At 74.6% G+C, this 25746-nt stretch carries 27 protein-coding genes and 1 rRNA gene; 10 read left to right on the top strand and 18 right to left on the bottom strand.

The window, feature by feature from the left end:
* Positions 1–201 precede the first annotated feature (201 nt).
* Positions 202–318 (top strand): 5S ribosomal RNA (rrf, locus tag O2W20_RS10720).
* 292 nt (positions 319–610) lie between these two features.
* Here the strand turns inward: rrf and O2W20_RS10725 are convergent.
* Genes O2W20_RS10725 through O2W20_RS10735 form a run of 3 tightly spaced genes read right to left on the bottom strand, consistent with a single transcriptional unit; the run spans position 611 to position 2588 of the window.
* Positions 611–1309, bottom strand: a complete 699-nt coding sequence (locus tag O2W20_RS10725; protein WP_269172636.1) for a hypothetical protein — start codon at positions 1307–1309, stop codon at positions 611–613.
* Complete coding sequence (locus O2W20_RS10730) at positions 1306–2229, bottom strand: ABC transporter ATP-binding protein (protein ID WP_269172635.1); 924 nt, start codon at positions 2227–2229, stop codon at positions 1306–1308. Before O2W20_RS10730 ends, O2W20_RS10725 begins: the two co-directional genes overlap by 4 nt.
* Complete coding sequence (locus O2W20_RS10735; protein ID WP_269159296.1) at positions 2226–2588, bottom strand: GntR family transcriptional regulator; 363 nt, start codon at positions 2586–2588, stop codon at positions 2226–2228. The genes O2W20_RS10730 and O2W20_RS10735 overlap by 4 nt, the downstream gene beginning before the upstream one ends.
* Positions 2589–2745: 157 nt before the next feature.
* Here O2W20_RS10735 and O2W20_RS10740 point away from each other — a divergent pair, with 157 nt between their 5' ends.
* From O2W20_RS10740 to allB, 7 genes are read left to right on the top strand one after another with little or no spacing between them, the layout of a single operon-like run.
* Positions 2746–3048 carry an urease subunit gamma gene (locus tag O2W20_RS10740; RefSeq protein ID WP_269159297.1) on the top strand — a complete coding sequence of 101 codons (303 nt, stop codon included), beginning with the start codon at positions 2746–2748 and terminating at the stop codon, positions 3046–3048.
* Positions 3045–3347 carry an urease subunit beta gene (locus O2W20_RS10745; RefSeq protein WP_269172634.1) on the top strand — a complete coding sequence of 101 codons (303 nt, stop codon included), beginning with the start codon at positions 3045–3047 and terminating at the stop codon, positions 3345–3347. The genes O2W20_RS10740 and O2W20_RS10745 overlap by 4 nt, the downstream gene beginning before the upstream one ends.
* Positions 3347–5068 (top strand): urease subunit alpha, encoded by a 1722-nt coding sequence (locus tag O2W20_RS10750; protein WP_269172633.1) that lies wholly within the window; start codon positions 3347–3349, stop codon positions 5066–5068. Before O2W20_RS10745 ends, O2W20_RS10750 begins: the two co-directional genes overlap by 1 nt.
* A gap of 13 nt (positions 5069–5081) precedes the next feature.
* Positions 5082–5729 carry an urease accessory protein UreF gene (locus O2W20_RS10755; protein WP_269172632.1) on the top strand — a complete coding sequence of 216 codons (648 nt, stop codon included), beginning with the start codon at positions 5082–5084 and terminating at the stop codon, positions 5727–5729.
* Between the two features lie 12 nt (positions 5730–5741).
* Positions 5742–6422 carry an urease accessory protein UreG gene (ureG, locus tag O2W20_RS10760; protein WP_269172631.1) on the top strand — a complete coding sequence of 227 codons (681 nt, stop codon included), beginning with the start codon at positions 5742–5744 and terminating at the stop codon, positions 6420–6422.
* Positions 6419–7141, top strand: a complete 723-nt coding sequence (locus O2W20_RS10765; protein ID WP_269172630.1) for an urease accessory protein UreD — start codon at positions 6419–6421, stop codon at positions 7139–7141. Before ureG ends, O2W20_RS10765 begins: the two co-directional genes overlap by 4 nt.
* Positions 7138–8463, top strand: coding sequence for an allantoinase AllB (gene allB / locus O2W20_RS10770; protein WP_269172629.1), 1326 nt, complete (start codon positions 7138–7140; stop codon positions 8461–8463). Before O2W20_RS10765 ends, allB begins: the two co-directional genes overlap by 4 nt.
* Positions 8464–8494: 31 nt before the next feature.
* Here allB and O2W20_RS10775 read toward each other — a convergent pair whose 3' ends face one another.
* A complete protein-coding gene (locus O2W20_RS10775; protein ID WP_269172628.1) occupies positions 8495–8656 on the bottom strand; it encodes a hypothetical protein in 162 nt (53 codons plus the stop codon).
* A 95-nt stretch (positions 8657–8751) separates the two neighbouring features.
* Between O2W20_RS10775 and alc the strand changes: the two genes are divergently transcribed.
* Positions 8752–9894 carry an allantoicase gene (alc, locus tag O2W20_RS10780; protein ID WP_269172627.1) on the top strand — a complete coding sequence of 381 codons (1143 nt, stop codon included), beginning with the start codon at positions 8752–8754 and terminating at the stop codon, positions 9892–9894.
* A gap of 160 nt (positions 9895–10054) precedes the next feature.
* On the opposite strand, the gene O2W20_RS10785 is transcribed toward alc, so the two are convergent.
* From O2W20_RS10785 to O2W20_RS10800, 4 genes are all read right to left on the bottom strand, one after another.
* Positions 10055–10885: a DUF4397 domain-containing protein gene (locus O2W20_RS10785; protein WP_269172626.1), complete on the bottom strand. Its 831-nt coding sequence runs from the start codon at positions 10883–10885 to the stop codon at positions 10055–10057.
* A 115-nt stretch (positions 10886–11000) separates the two neighbouring features.
* Positions 11001–13370 carry a xanthine dehydrogenase subunit D gene (pucD, locus tag O2W20_RS10790; RefSeq protein WP_269172625.1) on the bottom strand — a complete coding sequence of 790 codons (2370 nt, stop codon included), beginning with the start codon at positions 13368–13370 and terminating at the stop codon, positions 11001–11003.
* The gene (locus O2W20_RS10795) at positions 13367–13855 is read right to left on the bottom strand and encodes a (2Fe-2S)-binding protein (RefSeq protein WP_269185499.1); all 489 of its coding nucleotides are present in this window, start codon (positions 13853–13855) and stop codon (positions 13367–13369) included. The genes pucD and O2W20_RS10795 overlap by 4 nt, the downstream gene beginning before the upstream one ends.
* A 1-nt stretch (position 13856) precedes the next feature.
* Positions 13857–14738 carry an FAD binding domain-containing protein gene (locus O2W20_RS10800; RefSeq protein WP_269172623.1) on the bottom strand — a complete coding sequence of 294 codons (882 nt, stop codon included), beginning with the start codon at positions 14736–14738 and terminating at the stop codon, positions 13857–13859.
* A 113-nt stretch (positions 14739–14851) separates the two neighbouring features.
* On the opposite strand from O2W20_RS10800, the gene O2W20_RS10805 reads away from it, so the two are divergent.
* Entirely contained in the window at positions 14852–16225 is a 1374-nt protein-coding gene (locus O2W20_RS10805) for an 8-oxoguanine deaminase (RefSeq protein WP_269172622.1), read from the top strand.
* A gap of 13 nt (positions 16226–16238) precedes the next feature.
* Here the strand turns inward: O2W20_RS10805 and O2W20_RS10810 are convergent, their stop codons facing one another.
* From O2W20_RS10810 to egtA, 10 genes are all read right to left on the bottom strand, one after another.
* Positions 16239–17042, bottom strand: coding sequence for an anti-sigma factor (locus O2W20_RS10810; RefSeq protein WP_269172621.1), 804 nt, complete (start codon positions 17040–17042; stop codon positions 16239–16241).
* Positions 17023–17622: an RNA polymerase sigma factor gene (locus tag O2W20_RS10815; protein WP_269172620.1), complete on the bottom strand. Its 600-nt coding sequence runs from the start codon at positions 17620–17622 to the stop codon at positions 17023–17025. Before O2W20_RS10815 ends, O2W20_RS10810 begins: the two co-directional genes overlap by 20 nt.
* A 44-nt stretch (positions 17623–17666) precedes the next feature.
* Positions 17667–18374: a class F sortase gene (locus O2W20_RS10820; protein WP_269172619.1), complete on the bottom strand. Its 708-nt coding sequence runs from the start codon at positions 18372–18374 to the stop codon at positions 17667–17669.
* A 25-nt stretch (positions 18375–18399) separates the two neighbouring features.
* Entirely contained in the window at positions 18400–19218 is an 819-nt protein-coding gene (locus tag O2W20_RS10825) for a DUF4397 domain-containing protein (RefSeq protein ID WP_269172618.1), read from the bottom strand.
* A 210-nt stretch (positions 19219–19428) separates the two neighbouring features.
* Positions 19429–20250 (bottom strand): DUF4397 domain-containing protein, encoded by an 822-nt coding sequence (locus O2W20_RS10830; protein WP_269172617.1) that lies wholly within the window; start codon positions 20248–20250, stop codon positions 19429–19431.
* Between the two features lie 77 nt (positions 20251–20327).
* Entirely contained in the window at positions 20328–21470 is a 1143-nt protein-coding gene (gene egtE, locus O2W20_RS10835; protein WP_269172616.1) for an ergothioneine biosynthesis PLP-dependent enzyme EgtE, read from the bottom strand.
* A gap of 5 nt (positions 21471–21475) precedes the next feature.
* Positions 21476–22444 carry an L-histidine N(alpha)-methyltransferase gene (gene egtD, locus O2W20_RS10840; RefSeq protein WP_269172615.1) on the bottom strand — a complete coding sequence of 323 codons (969 nt, stop codon included), beginning with the start codon at positions 22442–22444 and terminating at the stop codon, positions 21476–21478.
* On the bottom strand, positions 22441–23145 hold the full coding sequence (gene egtC, locus O2W20_RS10845) for an ergothioneine biosynthesis protein EgtC (protein ID WP_269172614.1): 705 nt from the start codon (positions 23143–23145) through the stop codon (positions 22441–22443). Before egtC ends, egtD begins: the two co-directional genes overlap by 4 nt.
* 13 nt (positions 23146–23158) lie before the next feature.
* Complete coding sequence (gene egtB / locus O2W20_RS10850; protein WP_269172613.1) at positions 23159–24436, bottom strand: ergothioneine biosynthesis protein EgtB; 1278 nt, start codon at positions 24434–24436, stop codon at positions 23159–23161.
* Positions 24433–25707 carry an ergothioneine biosynthesis glutamate--cysteine ligase EgtA gene (egtA, locus tag O2W20_RS10855; RefSeq protein WP_269172612.1) on the bottom strand — a complete coding sequence of 425 codons (1275 nt, stop codon included), beginning with the start codon at positions 25705–25707 and terminating at the stop codon, positions 24433–24435. Before egtA ends, egtB begins: the two co-directional genes overlap by 4 nt.
* Between the last annotated feature and the right edge of the window lie 39 nt (positions 25708–25746).

Genomic DNA, 25746 nt, shown 5'->3' on the forward strand with positions numbered 1-25746 from the left:
GGAAGTGGAAGCGGCGCAAGTCGTGGAGCTGACCGGTACTAATAGGCCGAGGGCTTGACCACTCACTCATCCAGCCTCTTATGAAGCAAGATGTGTCGCGTCCACTGTGCAGCTCTGAAGGTACGGAACCGTTCTAATGGTTCCGCCTGATGCTGACCCCCAGCTGTGCTGGGATCGGTCTCGGGTACATCTTCACAGTGTTACGGCGGTCATGGCGAAAGGGAAACGCCCGGTCTCATTCCGAACCCGGAAGCTAAGCCTTTCAGCGCCGATGGTACTGCCCGGGGGACCGGGTGGGAGAGTAGGACGCCGCCGGACATAACTCCCAGGACGGGGTCACAGCTACGGCTGTGACCCCGTTCCTGCATTTCCACCCTTTCTGCACTGCTGATCTTCGGGCCTTCTGTCCGTGGGCTTCTTGCTGCGCCGCACGCCGTTGCCCAGCTCCCGCACGACATGCCCGATCGGGCCTCGGAGCCGGGGCGACCGTGCGTCCGAGGCCGCTTGTCAGGGCCGTGCCCCTTTCGTCAGCTGAGGTATGAGCAGCCAGGTACGCCGAACGGCCGGCGCGTACGGGACGCAGCCGGCCGTCGGGTGGTGCATGGCGACATCACGGAACCGCGCGGCGCAGCCCCAGGTAGGCCAGAGCAGCGAGCGCGACGGCGGCGACAGCGGGGAGAGCGATGGTCCAGGACTCGACCGATCGGTCGCCCAGCCATGCCCCCAGCTCGTCCCAGGCCTGGCGCCAGGTCAGCAGGAGGACCAGGCCGCCTGCCCCGATGATGCTGGCGGCCGTCAGCGCGTAGACGCCTGCGGTCCCCCAGCGCTTGAAGAGCACACCGAGGCCCATGCCGAGGAACGCGCAGGCCAGCATCGGGACCGCGAAGACGACCACCTGCAGCGCCGGGTTGCCGACGTCGACCGCTCCGGGAGCCCAGAAGTCCAGGCCGACGCCCCATCCGTTGGTGGCGTTCTCGATCGCGGTGAGCGCCGAGAGCACCAGGCCGTACCCGAGCGCCTCGATGACGGCCACCAGCGCCGTCCCCAGGTAGAAGACGCGGCGGCTGAGGCTGAGCCCCATCGCGAAGGGGAACATCATCGTCACCGCCTGGATGAAGGTCACGAGCACGGTGATGTACAGCGCGGCCAGACCGCCGGTGTTCGATTCGTCAGCGCGGGTTTCCACGTCGGCCACGGCCCAGATCGCCACGTTGACCGCGAACGCGAGGGCGACGATCGCCCAGGCGATCCCGATGGAGACCAGTGGGTTGATGAGCTGGAGCCGGGCGGCACCCAGGACACGGTTCATCGGGGTGCTCCCTGGAGGGTGTGGTGATCGGCGGCCGACGGGGCGGCGGGCTGGGTTGCAGCGAGGCTCATGGCCACCACCAGCCGCTGGATCGAGGTCGGCTCGGTGGTGAGGCCCAGGACGGCGGCGTCCTGCCTGGCCGTGGGCGACGACGTACGGACGATCGCCCGGGCCTGGCCGGCCATCGACTCCAGGTGCAGGACCTCCCGGGTGGCCCCGAAGGCGGAGACCTGGGCCGCCGGCCCGGTGACGGTGAGCGCCGTGGCGCGCAACGTCTCCGCGTCGGCATCGAGGAGCACCCGGCCGCGGTCGATGAGGAGCACGTGCTCGAGGAGGTCGCTGATCTCCTCGATCAGGTGCGTGGAGAGCACGATCGTGCGGGGGTGCTCGGCGTAGTCGGCCAGCAGGCGGTCGTAGAAGAGCTGGCGTGCGACGGCGTCCAGTCCCAGGTACGGCTCGTCGAAGAGCGTGACCGGTGCACGCGAGGCCAGGCCCAGGACGATGCCGACGGCCGAGTTCATCCCGCGGGACAGCTTCTTGATCGGCCGCTTCCGGGGCAGGTCGAAGTCGGCGAGCAACTGGTCGGCGAGCGGCTGGTCCCACTGGGGGTAGAGCCGTGCGGCTGCCGAGACGGCGTCGCAGACCCGGAAGTGGTCCGGGTACCGCTGGCCCTCCTTGATGAAGCAGAGCCGGCTCAGCACGGTGTCGTTCTCGTACGGTGCGGCACCGAGCACCTGGACCCGACCTGCCGTGGGCACCCGATGGCCGGTGAGCAGCTGCATCAGGGTGGTCTTGCCGGCGCCGTTCCGGCCGAGCAGGCCGGTGATCGTGTCGGCCTCCACCGAGGTGGAGACGTCGGTCAACGCCGTGTGGCCACGGAAGCGCATCGTGACGCCCTCGAGCGTGGCGGCGGCGGTCACGACCGGCCTCCTCGTTCGCGCAGCATCTGGGCGATCTCGGCGATGCTGATGCCGACCTTGTCGGCCTCGGCCAGCAAGGGCGTGAGGTACTGCTCGGCGAACTCGCTGCGGCGCCGCTTGAGCAGCTGCTCGCGAGCGCCGGTGGCGACGAACATCCCGACTCCTCGTCTCTTGTAGAGGACCCCGTCGGCCACCAGCTGGTTCAGGCCCTTGGCTGCGGTGGCGGGGTTGATGCGGTGGAAGGCGGCCAGCTCGTTGGACGAGGGGGCCTGGCTCTCCTCGGGGAGCGAGCCGTCGACGATCGCGTCCTCGAGCTGCGTCGCGATCTGCCGGAAGATCGGGCCGGCGTCCTCGTTCACCCGGGCCCACGTCCCCAGCGGCTCGTGGGTTCGTTACTCATGTAATGAACCATAGGACCAGTCGCACGAGCCGCACAAGTGCCGGCAACGTGACCGTCACACGGGCCGGTTACGTTCCTGACTCCGCCGGCCCGCCGACGTCAGGAGGACGACGCCCGTGTTGCTGTCCCCGCACGAGCAGGAGCGCTTGATGCTCAGCTACGCAGCCGAGCTCGCCCGCCGCCGTCAGGCCCGGGGCCTGAAGCTCAACCTCCCCGAGGCCACCGCGATCGTCACCGACCACGTGCTCGAGGGCGCCCGGGACGGTGAGCTCGTCACCGACCTCATGCAGTCCGGCCGCACCGTGCTCACCCGGGACGACGTGATGGACGGCGTCCCCGAGCTGCTGGAGGAGGTGCAGGTGGAGGCGACCTTCCCGGACGGGACGAAGCTGGTGACCGTCCACCACCCGATCTCGTGATCCCCGGCGAGGTCGTCACCGCCGAGGGCGTCATCGAGACGCTGCCCGGTGTGCCGCGGATCGAGCTGGCGGTGCACAACACCGGCGACCGGCCGGTCCAGGTCGGCTCGCACTTCCACTTCGCCCAGGCCAACCGGGCGCTGGCGTTCGACCGGGCCGCGGCGCACGGTCACCGGCTGGACATCGCCGCCGGCACGGCCGTCCGCTTCGAGCCCGGCATCCAGCGCACCGTCACCCTCGTCCCGCTGGCCGGCGCCCGCGTCGTCCCCGGGCTCACTGCGGAAGGTGGGCTGACCTGATGGTGCAGCTGTCCCGGGAGCGCTACGCCCAGCTCTACGGCCCGACGGTCGGCGACCGGATCCGGCTGGCCGACACCGACCTGCTCATCGAGGTCACCGAGGACCGCTGCGGTGGCCCCGGGCTGGCCGGTGAGGAGGCGGTGTTCGGCGGCGGCAAGGTGATCCGCGAGTCGATGGGGCAGGGTCGGGCCACCCGCGCCGAGGGCGCCCCCGACCTGGTGATCACCGGCGCGGTCGTGCTGGACCACTGGGGGATCGTCAAGGCCGACGTCGGCATCCGCGACGGCCGGATCGTCGCGCTGGGCAAGGCCGGCAACCCGGACACGATGGACGGTGTCCACCCCGACCTGGTCATCGGTCCCGGCACGGAGGTGCTGGCCGGCAACGGCAAGATCCTCACCGCCGGCGGCATCGACTGCCACGTGCACTTCATCTGCCCGCAGATCGTGCCGACGGCGATCGGCTCGGGCATCACCACGATGATCGGCGGCGGCACCGGGCCGGCCGAGGGCTCCAAGGCCACCACCATCACCCCGGGCGACTGGTACCTGGCCCGGATGCTCGAGGCGATGGACGGCATGCCGGTCAACGTCGCCTTGCTCGGCAAGGGCAACACCGTCTCGGTCGACTCGCTGGAGGAGCAGCTGCGGGCCGGGGCCAGCGGGTTCAAGCTGCACGAGGACTGGGGCTCCACGCCCGCCGCGATCGACGCCGCGCTCACCGTGGCCGGCCGCAACGGCGTCCCGGTGGCCCTGCACTCGGACACCCTGAACGAGGCCGGCTTCGTGGAGGACACCCTGGCCGCGATCGCCGGCCGGAGCATCCACGCGTACCACACCGAGGGCGCCGGGGGCGGGCACGCACCGGACATCATCACCGTCGCCGGGCACCCGAACGTGCTGCCCAGCAGCACGAACCCGACCCGGCCGCACACGGTGAACACCCTCGACGAGCACCTCGACATGCTGATGGTCTGCCACCACCTGGACAGTTCGGTGCCCGAGGACCTGGCCTTCGCCGAGAGCCGGATCCGGCCGACCACGATCGCCGCCGAGGACCTGCTGCACGACCTGGGCGCGATCTCGATGATCGGATCCGACGCCCAGGCGATGGGCCGGGTCGGCGAGGTCGTGATGCGCACCTGGCAGACCGCGCACGTGATGAAGCGCCGCCGCGGCTCCCTGGCCGGCGACGGGGCGGCGGACAACCTGCGGGCCCGCCGGTACGTCGCCAAGTACACGATCTGCCCCGCGGTCGCGCACGGCATCGACGGCGAGGTCGGGTCGGTGGAGCCGGGCAAGCTCGCCGATCTGGTGCTCTGGGACCCGGGGACCTTCGGGGTCCGGCCGCACGTCGTCCTCAAGGGCGGGATGATCGCCTGGGGGCAGATGGGCGACGCCAACGCCTCGATCCCGACGCCGCAGCCGGTGTTGCCGCGGCCGATGTTCGGCGCGTACGGCCGGGTGCCGGCGCAGACCTCGGTGCACTTCGTCGCCCCGGTCGCGATCGAGGGCGGGCTGGCCGATCGGCTGGCCGTCGACCGGCGGCTGGTCGCGGTCACCGACACCACCCGGCTGGGGAAGGCGGACATGCCGGAGAACACCGCGCTGCCGGAGATCCGCGTCGACCCGGACACCTTCACGGTCTCGGTCGACGGCGAGGTCTGGGAACCCGACCCGGTGCGCGAGCTCCCGATGGCCCAGCGGTACTTCCTCTTCTGATGGCCGGCTCCCGATGACGGCTGCGCTGCTCACCCTCGCCGACTCCCGGCTGCCCGCCGGGGGCCACACCCACTCCGGGGGCGTGGAGCAGGCCATCGCGGCCGGGGTGCTCACCGACCCCGGCTCGCTGGCGGTCTTCCTGCGCCGGCGGCTGGCCACCTCGGGTGCGGTGGCCGCCGGGCTCGCTGCGGCCGCCTGCCGGGCGGCGGACGCCATCGACCCGGTGGCGTCCCTGGCCGCGCTGGATGCCGAGGCCGATGCCCGCACCCCGTCCCCGGCGCTGCGGGCGGCCTCCCGGCAGCAGGGCCGGGGGCTGGTCCGGGTCGGCAGCCGCGCCTGGCCGCACCCGGCCTGGGCAGCGCTCCCGGCCCAGCCGCACCACCCGCTGGCGCTGGGGATCTGCGCGGCGACCGGCGGGCTGAACCCGCGGGACGCCGCGCACGCCGCCGCCTATCTGTCGATCAGCGGGCCGGCCACCGCCGCTCAGCGGCTGCTGGCGATGGACCCGATCACCGTGGCCGCGGTGACCGCCCGGCTGGCCCCCGAGGTCGACGTGGTCGCCGTGGCGTCCGCCGAGGACCTGCCGGCGGCCACCGATCCCCTCCTCGACCTGATCGCCGAGGTGCACGCCGCACGCACGGACCGCTTCTTCGCCTCATGACCGGGAGTGCACATGCCGCCTGACCACCGGATCGACGACTACGTCGACCCGTACACCCCCGAGCACCGGCACGGCGGGCCCCTGCGGGTCGGCCTCGGCGGCCCGGTCGGCTCGGGCAAGACCGCCCTGGCCGCCGCGCTGTGCCGCACGCTGGGCGCCGAGTACGACCTCGCCGTCGTCACCAACGACATCTACACGACCGAGGACGCCGACTTCCTCCGCCGCAACGCCGTGCTGCCCGACGACCGCATCGAGGCGGTGCAGACCGGGTGCTGCCCGCACACCGCGATCCGCGACGACATCACCGCCAACCTGGACGCCGTCGAGCTGCTGGAGTCCCGGCACCCGGGGCTGGAGCTGGTCTTCGTCGAGTCGGGCGGGGACAACCTGACCGCCTCGTTCAGCTACGGGCTGGTCGACGTCCAGGTGTTCGTGGTCGACGTCGCCGGCGGGGACAAGGTGCCCCGCAAGGGCGGGCCGGGGGTGACCGCCTCCGACCTGCTGGTGGTCAACAAGACCGACCTCGCGCCGCTGGTCGGCGCCGACCTCGGGGTGATGCGCCGTGACTCCGACGCGGTGCGGGGCGACAAGCCCACGCTGTTGATCTCGCTGCGCGAGGACCCGGCGGCGATCGAGGTGGCCGAGTGGGTGCGGGAGCAGGTGCGCGCGAAGGCGCTGCAGACGGCGTCGTGAGGACGCTGGTGGAGGTGGTCGCGCGGTGCGACGCGCGAGGGCGGACGGTCCTGCCGGTCGTGCGGGCCAGCGGCCAGCTGGCCGTGCGGCGCACCGGGCCGGCGAGGGTGCACCTGGTCGCGACGGCGTTCGGCCCGCTGGGCGGGGACGACGTGGAGATCCGGCTGGTGGTGGAGGCCGGCGCCCGGCTCGCCGTGCACTCGGTCGCCGCGGCCGTCGTGCTGCCCGCCCAGGGGGAGTCCCCGCCGTCGCGGCAGGTCGTGCGGGCCGAGGTCGCCGGCGTGCTGCACCTGGCGCCGGAGCCGACGGTGGTCACCGCGCGGGCCGACCACCGGGCCGAGCTGCACGCCCAGCTGTCCGGCGACGCCGAGCTGACCGCCACCGAGCAGGTCCTGCTCGGCCGGGTGGGCGAGGAGCCGGGGCGGTGGACCGGCACCACCCGGGTCGAGCAGGGCGGCCGCCCGCTGGTGCACACCACGATCGGGCTCGGCCCCGGCGCGCCGGCCTGGCTCCCGCCGGTCGCGCCGCGGGCCTACGTCTCGACGGTCTCGATCGGTGGCCCGCAGTCCGAGGTGGCCACCGGGGTCGACGCCGTCCGGCTCCCGCTGCCCGGCGGCTGGGTGGGCACCGCGTGGGCGGAGGAGCTGCACGAGGCGGTGACCCGGTTGGCGTCGGTGACGCCGCGGCCGGTCGACGAGCTGGTGGAGGTGGCGCGGTGAGCGAGTTGTTCGTCGTCCGGGCCCGGCGGGTGGTGCTGCCCGACGGGGAGCGGCCGGCCGCGGTGCACGTGCAGGACGGCGTCGTCACCGCCGTCACCGGGTTCGACGAGGTCGGCGACCAGGTGGTCACCCTCGCCGACGACGAGGTGCTGCTGCCCGGGCTGGTCGACAGCCACGTGCACGTCAACGAGCCCGGCCGCACCGAGTGGGAGGGGTTCGCCTCGGCCACCCGGGCGGCGGCGGCCGGTGGGATCACCACGATCGTCGACATGCCGCTGAACTCGATCCCGCCCACGGTGGACGTCGAGGCGTTGCACGTGAAACGCGCGGCGGCGCAGGGCCAGGTCAGCGTGGACGTCGCCTTCTGGGGTGGTGCCGTGCCCGGCAACGCCGGCCGGCTCCCGCAGCTGCTCGCCGACGGCGCCGTCGGCGTGAAGTGCTTCCTGCTGGACTCCGGCGTGCCGGAGTTCCCCCCGCTGGACGACGCCGGCCTCCGGGCCGCGCTCACCGAGCTGGCCGCGGTCGACGGGCTGCTGATCGCCCACTGCGAGGACGACGAGGTGATCACCGCCGCCCCGCAGCCGGGTGGGCGGAGCTACGCCGACTTCCTCGCCTCGCGGCCGGGTGTGGCGGAGGAGACCGCGATCGGCCGGCTCATCGCCGCCGCCCGGGACACCGGCGCCCGGGTGCACGTCGTCCACCTGGCCGACGCCGGCGCGCTGCCGATGCTGCGGGCCGCCCGGGCGGAGGGGGTGCGGATCACGGTCGAGACCTGCCCGCACTACTTGACGTTCAGCGCCGAGGAGGTGCCCGACGGCGACACGTCGTTCAAGTGCTGCCCGCCCATCCGGGAGGCCGGGCACCGGGAGGCGCTGTGGCAGGCGCTGGCCGACGGGGACGTCGACCTGGTGGTCAGCGACCACTCGCCCTGCACGCCGGAGCTCAAGCGGCTGGACGTCGGCGACTTCGGGCTCGCCTGGGGCGGGATCGCCGGGCTGCAGGTGACCCTGCCGGTGGTGTGGAGTGGCGCCCGGGCCCGCGGGTTCGGGCTCACCGACGTCGTCCGGTGGATGTCGGCCGCGCCGGCGCAGCTCACCGGGCTGACCGGCAAGGGTGCGATCGCCGTGGGCAAGGACGCCGACCTGGTCGCCTTCGCGCCGGACGAGCCGTGGCGGGTGGCGCAGCTGCACCACCGCAACCCGGTCACGCCCTACGCGGGGCGGGAGCTCACCGGGGTGGTCCGCCGCACATGGCTGCGCGGGCAGCCGCTGGTCGACGGGGCAGCTCCCCTCGGCCGGTTGCTGAGCAGAGGGGAGCGGTGAACCGGCCGACGCCGGCCCACCCGGTGATGGGTCAGCTGCGCTGCTCGCCCTCCTCGCGGGCCGCCTCGTCCAGCACCTGCGGGTCGTCCTGCACCCCGCCGGCCGGGTCGGCGTTGCCGAGGGCCGTCTCGGCGGGCATCTGCTGGACGTGCTGCTCGGCGCGGGCCTTCAGGTCGTCGTCAGGGCCGGTCACGGGTCCTCCTGGGTGTTCGGTCCGATCAGGTCGACAGCGCCCTACCCCCGCCGTGTCACAGTGACCCGCGTCCACCCCGATCCGTCTGGAGCCCGATGACCGGCCCTGCCCACCCCGGCCCCTCCTTCCTGGCCCTCCCCGACCTGGCCCGCCGCGACCTCGGTGGCGCCGTCGTCGCCGCGAACGACGAGTTCTTCGCCGCCCGGGAGAACCTGGTGCTGCCGCACCCAGCCGTGCCTCGTGCCGAGTTCGGGCACAAGGGCAAGGAGTACGACGGCTGGGAGACCCGGCGGCGCCGCAGCCCCGGGCACGACTGGGCGATCGTGCGGCTCGGGGCGCCGGGGGTCGTGGCCGGGGTCGTCGTCGACACCGCGTTCTTCACCGGCAACTACCCGCCGCAGGCCTCGTTGGAGGGCGCTGCGGTCGAGGGGCACCCGTCGGTCGAGGAGCTGACCCGGGCTGACTGGCAGCCGCTGCTGCCGCTGTCGGACCTGGTGGGGGACACCGCCAATGCCTTTGCCGTGGAGTCCGACCGGCGGTACACGCACGTGCGGCTGTCCATCCACCCCGACGGCGGGGTGGCCCGGCTGCGGGTGCACGGCACGGTCGTCGCGGACCCACGGGTGGTGGACGCCGGGCCGTTCGACCTGGCCGCCCTGGAGAACGGCGGGCGGGTCACCGGCGTGAGCAACGCCCACTACGGCAGCCCGCACCAGCTGATCGGCCGGGGGACGGCCCGGTCGATGGGGGAGGGCTGGGAGAACGCCCGCCGTCGCGGCCCGGGCAACGACTGGGTCGACCTCGACCTCGCCTGCGAGGGCGTGATCACCCTCGCCGAGCTGGACACCTCGTGGTTCCTGGGCAACGCCCCCGGCGCCGCCTCGCTCACCGGCCGCACCGCCGACGGTGCTGAGGTCGAGCTGCTGCCGCGCACCCGGCTCCAGCCGGACACCCGGCACCGGTTCGTGCTGGACGGCGCCACCGGCGTCAGCAGCGTCCGGCTCGACGTCTTCCCGGACGGCGGGATGGCCCGGCTGCGGCTGTGGGGGCGCCCCACTGCCGCCGGTCGGGCTGCGCTGGGGCACCGCTGGTTCGACGCGCTGCCCGACGTCCAGGCGCTGGAGGTGCTGGGGTCCCTCGGCGTCGACCCGACCGAGGCGGGCCGGCTGGTCGGCGGCCGTCCGCTGTCCGGCGAACTGCCGCCCGCCGTCCGCGGCCTGGTCACCGGGCCGGCCTGAGGCCGGCCCGACTGCTCATCCCGTGCTCGGGCGCGACCGGCAGGCCCGGGGAACGCACGGACGGCCCGTCAGAGCAGCTGCTCTGACGGGCCGCCCGCGTCCAGGGGTGGCGGGTCAGCCGGGTCGCCCGGCACAGGCCCGCACCCTCCGAGACCGTCGGTCAGGACCGGCTGGTCGCCATGCGACGACCCGCCACGGCGGCCGCCGCGAGCCCGGCCAGCGAGATCGCGGTCAGCGGCAGCGGCAGCTCGTCGTCGGCCAGCCCGGCCTCGCCGCCCGGCACCCCGGTGGGTGCCGAGGCGGTGTCCGTGCTGGTCTGGCTGGCGAACTGGTAGCCCGCGTCCTCGGAGCCGTAGGCGTAGACGGTCGTCACCGCGCCCTCGGCCAGGTCCAGGTCGACCGGGTCGATGGCGACCGTGTCGGTCCCGGCGAGCACCGCGTCCGCACTGACCACGCCCGGGTCGACGACGAGGACCTCCTCGTCGGGGTTCTCCAGCCCGGTCACGATCGGCACCCCGTCGGCCCGAACGTCGACCGCCGGTGCCGCCGCGACGTGCCGCACCACCAGACGGGACTGCCCCGCGGGGACGACGGAGACGTCGTTGACGAACGGCACCAGCGTCGGGGTGCCGTCCTCGGCGAGGAACGCGGTCACGGTGGCGTCCAGCCCCGGGGTGAGCGCCACGTCGGCCAGCTCGGCCGTCGGCTCGTCCTCGAGCGGGTCGGCGTCGACCGGGAAGATCTCCAGGTCGTAGTCGCCGGCCGGCAGGAGCAGGGGGTCGGTCAGCGTCCCCGGCTCGAAGTCGGCGATCAGCTCCTCGCCGTTGGCGTAGACGTCCACCGGCACGTCCGGGATCGCGTGCAGGACGGTCACGGTGGCCACGTCGGTCGCGGGATCGGCCTCCGCAGCGAGAGCGGGGGCAGCGCCGGTGCCGACGACCAGGGCGCCCGCCGTGCCGGTGACCAGGGTGAGCGTGCGGGTCCTGCGCATGGTGAAGGTCCTTCCGCCGGGGTCAGGTCTGCACCAGGTCCGGTTCCCAGCGATCCGGCACGGACCCATCACGATTGTGTTGCGGACCTGTGGGCGGCGGGCAGCGCCGGTCCGGTCAGGTGCCCGTGATGTGCTCCGGCCGCACCGGCACCCGGGTCAGCGGGAGGCCGGTCGCGGCGCGGATGGCGGCGAGCACGGCGGGGCCGGAGGAGATGTTGGGCGCCTCGCCGACCCCGCGCAGGCCGTAGGGGGCGTGCGGGTCGGCGTACTCCAGGACCTCGATGCGCATCGGCGGCATGTCGAGGATGGTCGGGATCAGGTAGTCGGTGAACGACGGGTTCCGCACCTTGCCGTCCTTGATCAGGATCTCCTCCATCACCGCCAGCCCGAGGCCCTGCGCGGTGCCGCCCTGGATCTGGCCGACCACCGCCTGCGGGTTGATCGCCTTGCCGACGTCCTGGGTGCAGGCCATCTCGACCACCTTGACCAGCCCCAGCTCGGTGTCGACGTCCACCACGGCCCGGTGGGCGGAGAAGGCGTACTGCACGTGCGCGAACCCCTGGCCGGTCTCCGGGTCGATCGCCTCGGTGGGGCGGTGCCGCCACTCCAGGGTCGCCTCGAGGACGTCGTCGCCCAGCAGGTCGGCCAGCGGGACGGTGATGTCCTCGCTGTCGGACACCACGGAACCGCCGGCCAGCCGCAGGTCGGGAACGGTCCGTCCCACCAGCCGCTCGGCCCGGGCGAGCACCTGCTCACGCACCTTCTCGCACGCGGCCTTGACCGCGCCGCCGGTGACGTAGGTCTGCCGGGAGGCCGAGGTCGAGCCGGCCGACCCCACGCTGGTGTCCTTGGGGTGCACGACGACGCGCTCGACCCCGAGCTCGGTGCGGGCGATCTGCTGCTCGACGGTGACCAGCCCCTGACCGACCTCGGCCGCGGCGGTGTGCACGGTGGCGGTCGGCTCGCCACCGACCACCTCCAGGCGCACCCGGGCCGTCGAGTGGTCGTCGTAGCCCTCGGAGAAGGCGACGTTCTTGTACGCCACGGCGTAACCGACCCCGCGCCGGACGCCCTCCCCGTGGGTGGTGTTGGAGACCCCGCCGGGCATGTCGCGCAGGTCGACCTCGCCGTCGCCGGAGGCGGCCGGCAGGGGCATGGCCTCCAGCCGGCGCAGCAGCTCCGCGACCGGGGCCGGGCTGTCGATCACCTGGCCGGTGGGGGTGGCCGACCCCTCCTCCATCGCGTTGCGGCAGCGCAGCTCCACCGGGTCCATGCCCAGCTCGGCGGCGAGGGCGTCCATCTGCGACTCGTAGGCGAAGGCGGTCTGCACCGACCCGAACCCGCGCATCGCCCCGCACGGCGGGTTGTTCGTGTACGCGCCGTAGCAGTCGACGTGCACGTTCGGGACGACGTAGGGGCCGATCCCCATCGTCCCGCCGTTGCCCACCACGGCCGGGGTGCTGGAGGCGTAGGCGCCGCCGTCGAAGTAGATCGCCGCCTTGACGTAGACCAGCTCGCCGTCCCGGGTGGCGCCGTGCTCGTAGCGCATGGTCGCCGGGTGCCGGTGCACGTGGCCGAAGAAGGACTCCTCCCGGTTGTAGGACATCTTCACCGGGCGGCCGGTGCGCAGCGCCAGCAGGCAGGCGTGCACGTGCATCGAGAGGTCCTCCCGGCCGCCGAAGGCGCCGCCCACGCCGGCCAGCGTGAGCCGGACCTGCTCGGGGGGCAGCGCGAGGGCCGAGCAGATCTGCTTCTGGTCGACGTGCAGCCACTGGGTGGCGACGTGCAGCTCCACGCCGCCGTCCTCGGCCGGCACGGCGAGGCCGGACTCCGGGCCGAGGAACGCCTGGTCCTGCATGCCCACCTCGTACTCGCCCACCACGACGACGTCCGCGGTCGGCGCCGGGTCGCCGGTGCGGACCTTCAGGTGCCGCACCAGGTTGCCCTCCGGGTGCAGGTGGGCGCTCTCCCGGCTCAGCTCGGTGACCTCGGCGGTGGAGTCGTGCACCTGGTTCCAGGTCGGGTGCCCGAGCGCGGTGCGTGCGTCGGTGACCGGCTCCAGCACGTCGTAGTCGACGTGGATGCGGGAGGCGGCCAGCCGGGCGGTCTCCGGGTGGTCGGCGGCGACCAGGGCCACCGGCTCACCCTGGTAGCGGACGACGTCGAGGGCCAGCACCGGCTGGTCGGCCAGCTCGAGCCCGTACACCTTCTCGCCCGGCACGTCGTCGGCGGTGAGCACGGCGGAGACGCCGGGGGTGGCCAGCGCGGCGCTGGTGTCGACCGAACGGATCCGAGCGTAGGGGTGCGGGCTGCGCAGGGTGACGCCCCACAGCATGTCCTCCATCCACAGGTCGCTGCCGTAGGCGAACTCGCCGCGGACCTTGAGGACGCCGTCGGGCCGCTGGGCGTCGTCGCCGACCCCGCCGCTGCCCGGTCCGGTCAGGTGCTCCGGTGCCCCGGTCGGCGTGCGCGTCGGCGTGCTCATCGGTCTCCCCCTGCCGTGGGCTCGGCCATCCGGTCCGCGGCGAGCCGGACGGCGTCCAGGATCTTCTCGTAGCCGGTGCACCGGCAGAGGTTGCCGGCCAGCGCCTCGCGGGTCTCGGCGTCACTGGGCCGGCCCTGGCGGGTGATCAGGTCGTGCGTGGCCACCAGCAGCCCGGGCGTGCAGAAGCCGCACTGGACGGCGCCGGCGTCGAGGAAGGCCTGCTGGACCGGGTGCAGCGACTCAGGGTCGGCCAGACCCTCGACGGTGCCGACCTGGCGGCCCTCGGCCTGGCCCGCGGCGACCAGGCAGGCGCAGACCGGCAGACCGTCGAGGTAGACGGTGCAGGAGCCGCACTCGCCCTGCTCACAGGCGTTCTTCGACCCGGGCAGGCCCATCCGCTCACGGAGGACGTAGAGCAGGCTCTCGCCCTCCCAGACGTCGTCCACGTGCTGCTCGGTGCCGTTCACGGTGCAGGTCAGACGCACGTCAGGCCCCCTGGTTCGCGGAGTTGCGGTAGTCGGCCCAGGCCCAGGTCAGGGCGCGGCGGGCCATCACGGACAGCGCGTGGACGCGGTAGCGGGCACTGCCGCGGACGTCGTCGATGGGGGCCGCCGCAGCGGCGACCAGCTCCCCGAAGCGGGCGATCGTCGCCTCCGGCAGCTCGGCACGGGACTCCCAGAGGCCGCTGCTGTCGAGCTCGCCGGCCAGGAACTCCTCGGCGGCCGGCGCGCGGCGCGGCGTCGGCGCGGCCGAGCCGATGCCGGTGCCGACCGCGCGGCGGTCGGGGTGCAGGGCCAGGCCGAACGCGGCGACGGCGATGACCATCGCGTTGCGGGTGCCGATCTTGCTGTACTGCTGCGGGCCGCTGGGCAGGGCGACGTGGACGGCGGCGATGAGCTCGTCGTCGTCCATGGCGTTGCGCTTGACCCCGGTGTAGAAGTCGTCGATCGGGATCCGGCGGGTCCCCCGGGCCGATGCCACCTCGACCCCGGCCCCGGCGGCCAGCAGCGCGGGGTGGGCGTCGCCGGCTGGTGAGGCGGTGGCGAGGTTGCCGGCGACCGTGCCGCGGTTGCGGATCTGCGGGGAGCCGATGGTGCGGGAGGCCATGGCCAGGCCGGGCAGCCGGTCGCCGAGCTCGCTGATCACCCGCGCGTAGCTCACCGCCGCCCCCAGCCGGACGGCGCCGTCGGCGACCTGCCAGTCGCGCAGGTCGGCCACCCGGGTGAGGTCCAGGAGCCGCGCCGGGCGGAGGTGGCCGAAGTTCAGGCCCACCATCACGTCCGTGCCCCCGGCGATCGGCACGGCGTCCGGGTGGGCGGCCTTCGCCTCCAGCGCCTCCGCCCAGGTGGCCGGTTGCAGGAAGTCCATGGGGCTCCTCGTCGGTGGGGGACGGCCACGGTAGCCCGGCCGTGTCACGGGGCGGTGACGGGTGATGCGGCCCGGACACACCTCGGACACGTCCGGGCGGCAGGATGCGCGGGGTGCAGACCGCTGACCTGCTCGTGCACGACGCCGAGCTGATCGCCACCGTCGACGACGCCCGCCGCGAGCTCGCCGGAGGGTGGGTCGCGATCACCGACGGCGTGGTCAGCGGCCTCGGCGGCCCGGCCGACCCGCAGCCGGCCGCCGCCCGCCGGGTGGACGCCCGCGGCTGCCTGGTCACGCCCGGGCTGGTGAACACCCACCACCACCTGTACCAGAACCTGACCCGGGCCTACGCTCCCGCGCTCAGCGGCGGGCTGTTCGACTGGCTGGTCACGCTCTACCCGCTGTGGGCCCGGCTCGACGAGGAGGCGGCGTACGTCAGCGCGTACGTCGGGCTGGCCGAGCTGGCGCTGTCCGGCTGCACCACGTCGACCGACCACCTCTACGTGCACCCGCGCGGCGCCGGCGACCTGATCTCCGCCGAGGTGGCCGCGGCCCGGGAGCTCGGCGTCCGGTTCTCGCCCACCCGCGGGTCGATGTCGCTGTCCGTCAAGGACGGCGGCTTGCCACCGGACTCGGTGGTGCAGGACGACGACGAGGTCCTGGCCGACTCGCAGCGGCTGGTGCAGGCCCACCACGACCCCTCGCCCACGGCGATGACCCGGATCGCGCTGGCGCCCTGCTCGCCGTTCAGCGTCTCCCCCGGCCTGATGCGCCGCACCGCAGAGCTGGCCGAGTCCCTCGACGTCCGGCTGCACACCCACCTCGCCGAGACCCAGGACGAGGACGCCTTCTGCCTGGCGACCTTCGGCCGGCGTCCGGTCGACCACCTGACCGACGTCGGCTGGATGACCGACCGGACGTGGCTCGCGCACGTGGTCTGGCCGGACGCCGCCGAGGTCGCCCGGCTCGGTGCCGCCGGGGTCGGGGCGGCGCACTGCCCCTCGTCGAACATGATCCTGGGCAGCGGTCTGGCCCCGGTGGCCGAGCTCCGGGCGGCCGGCGCACCGGTCGGGCTCGGGGTCGACGGCTCGGCGTCGGCGGACTCCGCGTCGCTGTGGCTGGAGGCCCGCACCGCGATGCTGCAGGGCAAGCTCCGGCACGGCGCCGCGGCGATGTCGGCCCGGGACGCGCTGGAGATGGCCACCCGCGGCGGCGCCGCGTGCCTGGGCCGGGCCGGGGAGATCGGCGAGCTGTCCGTCGGCGCCTGCGGTGACCTCGCGATCTGGTCACTGGAGGGCGTGCGGTTCGCCGGCGCACTGTCGGACCCGGTGGAGGCCTGGCTGCGCTGCGGCCCGGTGTCCGCGCTGCACACCGTCGTGGCGGGGCGGTTCGTGATCTCCGACGGCGCCGTCGTGCACCCCGGGCTCGAGGAGCAGCTCGCCGTCCACCGGCGGGTGTCGCGGCGGATGCAGGCCCCGCTCGACTGAGCAGGGCGCCGGGTCAGGTGGCGAGCTCTCCGCGGACCACCGAGACGCCGGAGTGCGTCGGGTCGCCGTCGAGCGGCTCGACCGAGACGTCGACCAGCGGGTAGGCGGCGAGGTCGATGCCGTCGGGCAGCCGCAGCACGGTCGCGCCCTGCCGGACGATGCCGACCGGCACCATGCGTTGGGCGTCGGCCTGCAGCAGCCACACCTCGTAGTAGGCGTCGTCCAGCGCCGGCACGTCGAGGTCGACCTGCAGCTCACGGACCCCGCCGCGATCCCGGACCTCCGCCGTGCCCGAGGCGATCTGCTCCGGCAGCGGGTCGAGCCCGGCCTGGGCCACCACGGCGCCGCCGGCGCCGTCCTGGGTGACCGCGACCGCCCCGGCGCCGATGACGCCACCCACGAGCACGGCGGCGGCCAGCGGAAGCCACCGGGCCGCCGGCCCGCGGGCCGACCGCGTCCGGAAGGGCAGGACGGTGGACCCGGTCGGTTCGGGGTCGACCGTTCCGGCCGTCGCTGTTTCGGCCTGAGCCGGCCGGGGCATGGGGATCTCGCGTGCCAGACCGGCCTCGACCTCGGCCGGACGAGGGGAGACAGCGACCCCGGTCGCGGCGGCGATGGCTGCCCAGACCTGCGGGGGTGGGGCCACCGCCTGGCGAGGCGTGGCCAGTGCAGGGACGGCGAGGACGTCGACGCTCCGCCGGAGCGAGGTGACCTCCCGCTCGCACTCGGCACAGTCGGTCAGGTGCGCGGCGCACTCGGGCGACGGCTGCTCGCCGAGGGCGGCCAGCGCCAGCTCGTCAGGATCGCAGTGCTGCACCGTCCACCTCCAACCGGTCTCGCAGGCGCTCCAGGGTGCGTCTGATGTGGCTCTTCACGGTGCCCAGCGGGATGCCGGTGCGTGCCGCGATCTGTGCATGGGTCAGGTCCTCGAAGAACGCGAGCTCGATGATGCTTCGTTGTGGCTGGCCGATCCGGTTCAACTCGCCCAGCAGGAGCACGCGGTCGGCCACCTCGGTGGCCAGCTCGCTGCCGGGGCCGGCGCTCGGTGCTGAGCGCGCCTCGCTCGTGGCCGCCTCGGTCGACCGACGCTGCCGCTCCCGCTTGGCCCAGGTGTCGGCGATCTTGTGCCGGCACACCCCCACCAGCCAGGCCGGCAGTGCCCCCTGGTCGGGGCGGTACCGAGCTCGCCCGGTCCAGGCCGAGATGAAGGTCTGCTGGGTGACGTCCTCGGCGTCGGGGCCGGGCCCGAAGGCCCGCACCGCCATGCCGTGCACCTGCGCCGCCCACCGCTCGTAGGCCCAGGCCAGGGCCTGCTCGTCGCCGTCGACGAAGCGCCGGGCGACCTCGGCGTCGTCGGGCTCGGCGCCCTGTTGCACCGAGCCCTGGGTGATGGGCACGTCAGCGACCGTACCCAGTGGCGGCCGACGGACGGCCAGGAGGCTCATGGGAGCGGTTCGGCAACGACGACCACGTTGTCGCGATAGCTGCGGAGCTCGGGGATGAAGGGGCCGCCGCAGGTGACCATGACCAGCCGGGGCGGGCCGTCCCGACCGAAGATCGTGTCCAGCGGCAGGACCTGCTTGGTGATGGTCTCGCGGGAGACCACCTGCCAGCGGGTCTCCACACCGTTCGCGCCGGTGACCACGACGACGTCACCGACCTCGGTGCTGCGCAGCGGGGCCAGGGCGCCCAGCCCCTGCTCCCGGTCGTCGACGTGCCCGGCGAGCACCGCCGAACCGTCGGCCCCCGGCACGGGACCGAAGCGGTACCAGCCGACCCGGTCCACGTCCTCCGGCAGCTCCATCTGACCGTCCGCGGAGACCCCCACCGGGTCCAGCGGGGCGTCCACTCCCCGGGCCGGCAGGCTCAGCCGGACCGGAGCCGCAACCGGTGCGGCCACGGTGGGCGCCGCGTCCCGGGTGGTCACCGGGGGGAGGTCGAGTGCAGGCGCCGACGGCGGCACCGCCCCGGAGGGGGACGGTGCCGCCGTCGGTGACGGCGACGGTGCCATCGCCGAGGGCGAGGGCGCGTCGATCGCCTGCGCCACCGTGGTGCCCGTCGCCTCGTCGGGCTGGGTCAGTGCCCAGGTGACCGGTGTCCCGATCGCCAGGGCGAGACCCAGCACCAACACGACGACGGAGCTGCGCACGGTGGTGCTCCTGTTCTCGGTCGGGTCAGACCCGGCTGGTGGCGTACTTGCGGCCGGCGAACGCGGCAGCGGCGAGGCCGGCCACGGTCAGGCCGACCAGCGGTGCCGGCATGCCCTCGTCAGCGGCGAGACCGGCCGAGCCGCCGGGGACGCCGGTCGGGGCGGAGGCCCCGGCCTGGACCGTCTGGGTGGCGAGCTCGTAGCCGGCGTCGGCGGAACCCCACGCGTAGACGATCGTGTTGGCGCCCTCGGCCACGGTCAGGTCGGCCGGGCCGATCGCCACGGTGTCGGTACCGGCGACGACCACGTCGGCGCTCACGTCGCCGGCCGGGACGGTCACCGACTCCTCGTTCGGGTTGACCAGGCCGTCGATGATGACCTCGCCACCGGCCCGGACGTCGACGGCGGGCGCCGCGGCCACGTGGCGCACGGTCAGCCGGCCCTCGCCCGCGGGAACGGCGGAGGTGTCGTTCACGAACGGGGTGAGCTCCGGGGCGCCGGCCTCGGTGAGGTGGGCGACCACGGTGGCGTCGGCGCCGGCCGGGATCTCCACGTCGTCGAGGCTGACCGCGACCTCGGCGGACTCCGGGTCGGCGCCGGCGGGGTAGACCGTCAGGTCGTACTCGCCGCCGGGGAGGGTGAGCGGCCCGGCGAGGGTGCCGGGCATGAAGTCGGAGATGAGCTCTTCACCGTTGGCGTAGACGTCCACCGGGGTCTCCGGGATCGCGTGCAGGACCGAGACCGTCGCGGTGTGCGAGTCGGCCAGCGCGGGGGTGGCCGCGAAGAGCAGGGCGAACGCGCCGGTGGCGCCGGCGGTCAGGGCGATCGGGCGGGTCTTGTTCACGATGACGTTCCTTCCGTTGGGGTGGACTGTCGTCTGGGGCTTCCTGCCCATCCCCGGTTGGGGATTCACCTGATCCGGATCTGGAGTTCGTCGGATCAGTGCGCCAGCGCAGTGACCGGACCGCGGTGCCCGCCGTCGTGCTGGGCCGGGTCAGTGCCCAGGACCAACACGACGGCGAAGCGGCGCACGGTGCGGCTGTTCTCGGTCGGGTCAGACCCGGCTGGTGGCGTACTTGCGGCCGGCGAACGCGGCAGCGGCGAGGCCGGCCACGGTCAGGCCGACCAGCGGTGCCGGCATGCCCTCGTCAGCGGCGAGACCGGCCGAGCCGCCGGGGACGCCGGTCGGGGCGGAGGCCCCGGCCTGGACCGTCTGGGTGGCGAGCTCGTAGCCGGCGTCGGCGGAACCCCACGCGTAGACGATCGTGTTGGCGCCCTCGGCCACGGTCAGGTCGGCCGGGCCGATCGCCACGGTGTCGGTACCGGCGACGACCACGTCGGCGCTCACGTCGCCGGCCGGGACGGTCAGCGACTCCTCGTTCGGGTTGACCAGGCCGTCGATGATGACCTCGCCACCGGCCCGGACGTCGACGGCGGGCGCCGCGGCCACGTGGCGCACGGTCAGCCGGCCCTCGCCCGCGGCGACCTCGGAGGTGTCGTTCACGAACGGGGTGAGGGCGGGCTCGCCGGCCTCGGTCAGGTGGGCGGCCACCGTGGCGTTGGCACCGGCCGGCAGCTCCACGCCCATCGCCGACAGCAGGGGCTCGCCGGAGCCGTCCGCGGCGTCGGCCGGGAACAGCGCCAGGTCGTATGCGCCGGCGGGGAGCGACAGCGGGCCGGCGAGGGTGCCGGGCTCGAAGTCGTCGATCAGCCGCTCGCCGTTGGCGTACACGTCGACCGGGGTCTCGGGAACTGCGTGCAGGACCGAGAGGGTCGCGTTGGTGTGCGAGTCGGCCAGCGCGGGGGTGGCCGCGAAGAGCAGGGCGAACGCGCCGGTGGCGCCGGCGGTCAGGGCGATCGGGCGGGTCTTGTTCACGGTGACGTTCCTTCCATCGGACTGGACTGTCATCCCGTTCTTCCGGCCCACCCCCGAACTTGGATGCAGCCGACCCATCAGTGCGCCAGTGCGGTGGCCAGCAGGTCGAGCTGATCGACGGTCGCGTCCAGATGCGGGGAGACCCGGAGCACCGGGCCGGTGAGCTCATGCGGTGCCCGTTCCCGGCCGGCCGCCGTCGTCAGCACCCCGTGCTCGGTGCGCAGCCGGGTGACCACCTGCCGGACGTCGACGTCCGGCGGGGGACGCAGCGTGGTGAGGGCGGTCGGCTCGTCCAGCGGCTCGGCCACCTGCCACCCACCCCGCCCGTCGAGCCGCTCCCGGGTGGCGCGGCCCAGCGCGGCGAGCCGCTCGCGGACCCGGTGCGGGCCGGCGGCCAGGTGCTCGCCCAGGGCCACCACCAGGCCGACCCGGCCGGCCACGTGTGCCTCGTGCGACTCGTACCAGCGGGCGTGGTCGACGCCGGTGCGGTCCTCGTCGTAGAGCTCCGGGCCCACGAGCGGGGAGAGCTGCGCGCCGACCGCCGGACGCAGGACGAGGAAGCCGACGCCGCGCGGCCCGGCGAGCCACTTGCGCGAGGTGCCGTACGCGGCGTCCGCGCCCAGGTCGCAGTCGACGTGACCGAGGGCCTGTGCGACGTCCAGCACCAGGGGGACGCCGGCCGCCTGGCACAGCGCGGCGACCTCCCGCCCGGGCTGGACGACGCCGCGGTGACTGGCCACCAGGGTGAGGTGCACGAACGCCGGCGGGTCGTCACGCAGCGCCCGCTCGACGCCGGCCAGGTCGGCCCGGCCCACGGCGTCGGCGGGCAGCACCACCGGCGTCAGCCCGGCGTCGGTGAACGCGGCGACGTTCTGCCAGTACTCCCCGGGCAGGACGCCGACCCGGGCGCCCGGCGCCAGCCGCCAGCGGGAGACCAGCGTGCGCACCGACGCCGATGCGCTCTCGGTGAAGGCCACGTCGGCGGCGGCCATCCCGACCAGCCCGGCCAGCACCGAGCGGCCCTGCTGCAGCAGCCCGTCGGCGGCCTGTTCGGCGACGTAGCCGCCGAGCTCGGCCTCGTGCCGGGCGTGCCGGGCGACGGCGTCGAGCACCGCGGTGCTCTGCCGGCTGCAGGCAGCGTGGTCCAGGTGCACGGCCAGCGGCTGCAGGCGGGCGGCACGCCAGGCGTCGCCGAGGTCGTCGTGGGGGAGGCTGCCCACCGGGCTCACCCGGGCACCGACAGGGAGACCGCGACGTCGCCGTCGGCGTCGGTCCACCAGTGGGTCATCCGCAGGCCCGCGGCGGCCAGCTCCTGCTCGACCCGGGCCCGGCGGAACTTGGTCGACACCTCGGTGCGCACCTCCTCCCCGGCGGCGAAGGGCACCGTCAGCCCGATCGTGGCCAGCTGCACCACCTGGTCCCGCGTCGACCGCAGCCGCATCTCCATCCGCTCCTGCTCGGGGTCCCACACCGCGACGTGCTCGAAGGCGGCCGGGTCGGCGTCTCCTCCCAGCTCCCGGTTCAGCACCGCGAGGACGTTCTTGTTGAACGCCGCGGTCACCCCGGCGGCGTCGTCGTAGGCGCGCACCAGCCGGTCGGGGTCCTTGACCAGGTCGGTGCCGAGCAGGAACGAGTCCCCGGGGCGCAGCGTCGCCGCGAGGGAGGACAGGAAGGCCGCCCGCGGGCCGGGCTCGAGGTTGCCGATCGTGGAGCCCAGGAAGGCGACCAGCCGGCGGCCCTCCTGCGGCAGGTCACCCAGGTGCACGGTGAAGTCGGCGACCACCACGTCGACCGCCGTCCCCGGGTAGGCCGCGGTGATCTGTGCGCCGGCGGCCCGCAGCACCGTGGGGTCGACGTCGACGGGCACGAACCGGCGCAGCGTGCCCGCCTCGTCCAGTGCGGTGAGCAGCAGCCGGGTCTTCTCCGACGTCCCGCTGCCCAGCTCCACCAGCGTGTCCGCGCCGGTGGCCGCGGCGACGTCCGCGGCCCGCTCGGCCAGCAGCGCCCGTTCCGCGCGGGTCGGGTAGTACTCCGGGAGCCGGGTGATCTCGTCGAACAGCTCGCTGCCGCGCTCGTCGTAGAACCAGCGGGGCGGCAGCGTCTTCGGGCTCGCGGTCAGGCCGGCGCGCGCGTCGGCGGCGAGCGCAGCGCCGGAGTCGACCGGGCCGAGGTGGTCGGTGAGCGTGAACGTCATGCGGGCTCCGATGCGTCGAGGGACGTCTGGGTCAGGCCGTCGGGGGTGACCTCGACGAGCGTCCGGTCGGGGACGTCGGCCCAGCGCGGGTCGTCGTCCCACGGTTCACTGGCCAGCGCCGTCCCCTCGTCGGTGACCAGCACCGACAGGGTGTCGCCCCAGGTGGTGGCCAGCAGCCGGGTGCCGTCGGCGGCCAGCAGGTTCAGCCGGGCGCCGGGGTCGGCGGCCCCCACCTCGCGGACGGTCTCGCCGAGCGCCGCCATGCCGCGGGAGAAGACCAGCGCGGCCAGCAGCGCACTGTCGACCACCGACTCGGCGTCCCGGGCCGGGGGGAGCACCGCCCGGTCGACCCGGCCGTTGTGCGACAGCAGCCAGCGGCCGTCGGTGAACGGGGCGGCCGCCGCCTCCTCGATGGGCATCCCCACGGTCGCCGAGCGCACGGCCGCCAGCACGCAGCGGGCCGAGACCGCGGGGGCGACCGAGGCGAAGGAGGCCGATCCCCACAGCGGCCGCTCCGACCGCCAGCGGGCCGGCTCCGGACGACCGGCGGCCCAGAAGCCCACTCCCCAGCCGTCGGCGTTCACGGTGCCGTACCGCTGCCGACGGGGGGCGTGGGACTGCACCAGCAGGGACGACGGCGGGTCGAGCACCAGGGCCGCCAGCGTCCGGGGCTGGCCGAGCCAGGCGAGGTGGCGGCACATCAGACGGCTCCGGTCATGCGTCGAAGGCGAGTCGGATGCCGCTGAAGACCTGGCGGCGCACCGGGTGGTCCCAGTTGCGGAAGCTCGGCCGGGACACCGAGGCGCCGACCGCCCAGGAGGCCCCGCGCAGCACCTTGTAGTCGCCGCCGAAGAAGGGTGCGGAGTAGTCGGCGTAGAGCATCGGGGTGAAGCCGGGCCACGGCCGGAAGTCCGAGGAGGTCCACTCCCAGACGTCCCCCATCAGCTGCTCCACCCCGAGCGCCGAGGCGCCGGCGGGGTAGGCGCCCACCGGAGCCGGGCGCAGCGCCGAGCCGCCGAGGTTGGCCAGCTCCGGGGTCGGGTCCGCCGCGCCCCAGGGGAACCGCCGCCGGCCACCGGTGGCCGGGTCCCAGACAGCCGCCTTCTCCCACTCCTCCTCGGTCGGCAGCCGGCCACCGGCCCAGGCGGCGTACGCCTCGGCCTCGAAGAAGGTCACGTGCTGGACCGGTTCGTCCGCCGGCAGCTCCTCGACCAGGCCGAACCGGGTCCGGGTGCCCTCGGGGCCCCAGAACTCCGGTGCGGTCAGGCCCGCGTCGCAGCGGTGCTGCCAGCCGCGCGCCGACCACCAGCGATGGTCGGTGTAGCCGCCGTCGGCGACGAAGGCGGCGTACTCGGCGTTGGTGACCGGCACCCGCCCGATCCGGAACGCCGGGACGTCGACGACGTGCGCCGGCCGCTCGTTGTCCAGGGAGAACGGCTCCTCGGTGCCGTCGACCCCGAGGCGGAAGGGCCCGCCGGGGACCAGCACGGTGGTGCCCGCCAGCCCCGGCCGGCCGGCCGGGAGCCGGGAGCCGGTGCCCAGCAGTGGTGGGCCGGCGCGCAGCTGCAGGGTCTGCAGCATCGTCTCGTCGTGCTGCTGCTCGTGGCTGACCACCATCGCGACGTCGAACGGGTCGTCGTCCGGGCCGGACCGGTCGAGCCGGTCCAGCACCCGGCCGCGCACCTCGGCGCAGAACGCCCGGGCCTCCACCGGGGGCAGCAGCGGGAGCCGGACCCGTGCGGCCCGGGGGTGGGTGAAGGCGTCGTAGAGCTGCTCGACGTCCGGCGGCAGCACCCCGGTGCACCGGGCGTCGCCGCCGCGCAGCAGCCACAGGTCCTCCTGCTGGCCGACGTGGGCCAGGTCCCAGACCAGCGGGCTCATCAGCGGCGAGTGCTGGCGCAGCAGCTCGGGCTCGTCGTGCTCGGTGAGCAGCAGGGTGCGTTCCCGGGCGCGGGTGAGCTCCCGGGCGAGGGTCTCCCTCAGGTCGGTCATGTCCCCTCCTCGGTGTCGTGGGTGGCGGCCAGCAGCGCGGCTGCCGGGCCGGCGGTCCGGGCGGTGTGCAGCAGGGCGTCGCCGGGGCTGGCCCGGCGCTCGACCAGCTCGGCGAGGGCCGTGACCTGTGGCCGCAGGCCCAACGGGGCCCGGCGCACGGCCACCTCCAGGCAGGCGGCGGCGGCCGCGTGCAGCTCCGGGTCGGCCAGTCCGATCCGGGTGGCCGGCTCCCAGCGGCCGGCGACCGGCTCGGTCGCGGCGGCGGCGGTGTCGGCGGCCACCGGGTCGTCGAGCAGGGTGCCGGCCACCGCCGAGAGCGCCGGCCACCACGGTTCGGGCGCGGCGTCGAGGTACCGCAGCTCCAGGTAGCCGCGCAGTCGGACCGGCGGGAACAGCGTGGTCAGGTGGTACTCCAGGTCGGCCACGGTCGGCCGCCGATCGGTCGGCCCCGCCCCGCGGACCCAGTCCGCGAACGACGTCCGGCCGCGCACCGGGACGGCGTCGCCCGCCGGTCCGCGCACCAGCATCACCGGCGCCGCCAGGGCGAACGCGGCCCACTCGTCGGTCGGGTCGGGCCCACCGGGCAGGGGTCCACAGCGACCGGGGTCCAACTGGGCCCAGATCCGCTGCCGCCCGGAACGCCAGCCGGTCTCGCTGCCGGCCAGCATCGGTGAGCAGGCGGAGACCGCCACCAGCACCGGGCCGAGCGCCTGGGCCAGCCGGACCCGCGCGGCCCACCCGGGTCGAGGCCCGGCCTCCACGTTGACCTGCAGCGCCGCGGTGCTGGTCATCATCGTGACCCCGGCCGCCCGGTGCCCCAGCGCCTGGAAGTGCTCCTCCATCGCCACGTAGCGGGAGCCCGGGCTCACCCGCTGCGCCGGGCGGCACGGGTCCGCGCCCAGCGGGGCCAGCCCCAGGCCCGCCGCGGCCAGCCGGTCCCGGACGGCCGCGAGGTCGGCCCGCAGGCCGGTGACCGCCGCCGTGACGTCGGCGGCCGGTGGGCCGGACAGCTCGACCTGGCCGCCGGGCTCCAAGGTGACCCGGCTGCCGCCGTCCAGCGGGGGCAGCGTCGCGACGGCGGCGGTGACCCGGTGCCAGGGCACCCGGGTGCCGGGAGAGGCCCGGTCGACCAGGTGGGCCTCGAGCTCCAGCCCGATCGGCCCGGTCGGCGCCGGGTGCAGCGCGCGGGCGGCGACGTGCTCCCGGGCGGCGTCGACGTCGGGCAGGACGTCGTCGGTGAGCTGGTCGGCGAGTGCTGTGGACGTGGTCATGTCGCCCCCTCCAGGTCCGGACCGGTCGAGTCGACCGCG

Source organism: Modestobacter sp. VKM Ac-2982 (genome assembly GCF_026967935.1).
In the GTDB taxonomy this organism is placed as follows: Bacteria; Actinomycetota; Actinomycetes; order Mycobacteriales; family Geodermatophilaceae; genus Modestobacter.

Bases quoted from the DNA above. Each gene is read 5' to 3' on its own strand.
- O2W20_RS10725 (WP_269172636.1), bottom strand. From the start codon at position 1,309: ATGAACCGTGTCCTGGGTGCCGCCCGGCTCCAGCTCATCAACCCACTG.
- O2W20_RS10750 (WP_269172633.1), top strand. From the start codon at position 3,347: ATGGTGCAGCTGTCCCGGGAGCGCTACGCCCAGCTCTACGGCCCGACG.
- O2W20_RS10755 (WP_269172632.1), top strand. From the start codon at position 5,082: ATGACGGCTGCGCTGCTCACCCTCGCCGACTCCCGGCTGCCCGCCGGG.
- ureG (WP_269172631.1), top strand. From the start codon at position 5,742: ATGCCGCCTGACCACCGGATCGACGACTACGTCGACCCGTACACCCCC.
- alc (WP_269172627.1), top strand. From the start codon at position 8,752: ATGACCGGCCCTGCCCACCCCGGCCCCTCCTTCCTGGCCCTCCCCGAC.
- O2W20_RS10785 (WP_269172626.1), bottom strand. From the start codon at position 10,885: ATGCGCAGGACCCGCACGCTCACCCTGGTCACCGGCACGGCGGGCGCC.
- pucD (WP_269172625.1), bottom strand. From the start codon at position 13,370: ATGAGCACGCCGACGCGCACGCCGACCGGGGCACCGGAGCACCTGACC.
- O2W20_RS10800 (WP_269172623.1), bottom strand. From the start codon at position 14,738: ATGGACTTCCTGCAACCGGCCACCTGGGCGGAGGCGCTGGAGGCGAAG.
- egtD (WP_269172615.1), bottom strand. From the start codon at position 22,444: ATGACGTTCACGCTCACCGACCACCTCGGCCCGGTCGACTCCGGCGCT.
- egtC (WP_269172614.1), bottom strand. From the start codon at position 23,145: ATGTGCCGCCACCTCGCCTGGCTCGGCCAGCCCCGGACGCTGGCGGCC.
- egtB (WP_269172613.1), bottom strand. From the start codon at position 24,436: ATGACCGACCTGAGGGAGACCCTCGCCCGGGAGCTCACCCGCGCCCGG.
- egtA (WP_269172612.1), bottom strand. From the start codon at position 25,707: ATGACCACGTCCACAGCACTCGCCGACCAGCTCACCGACGACGTCCTG.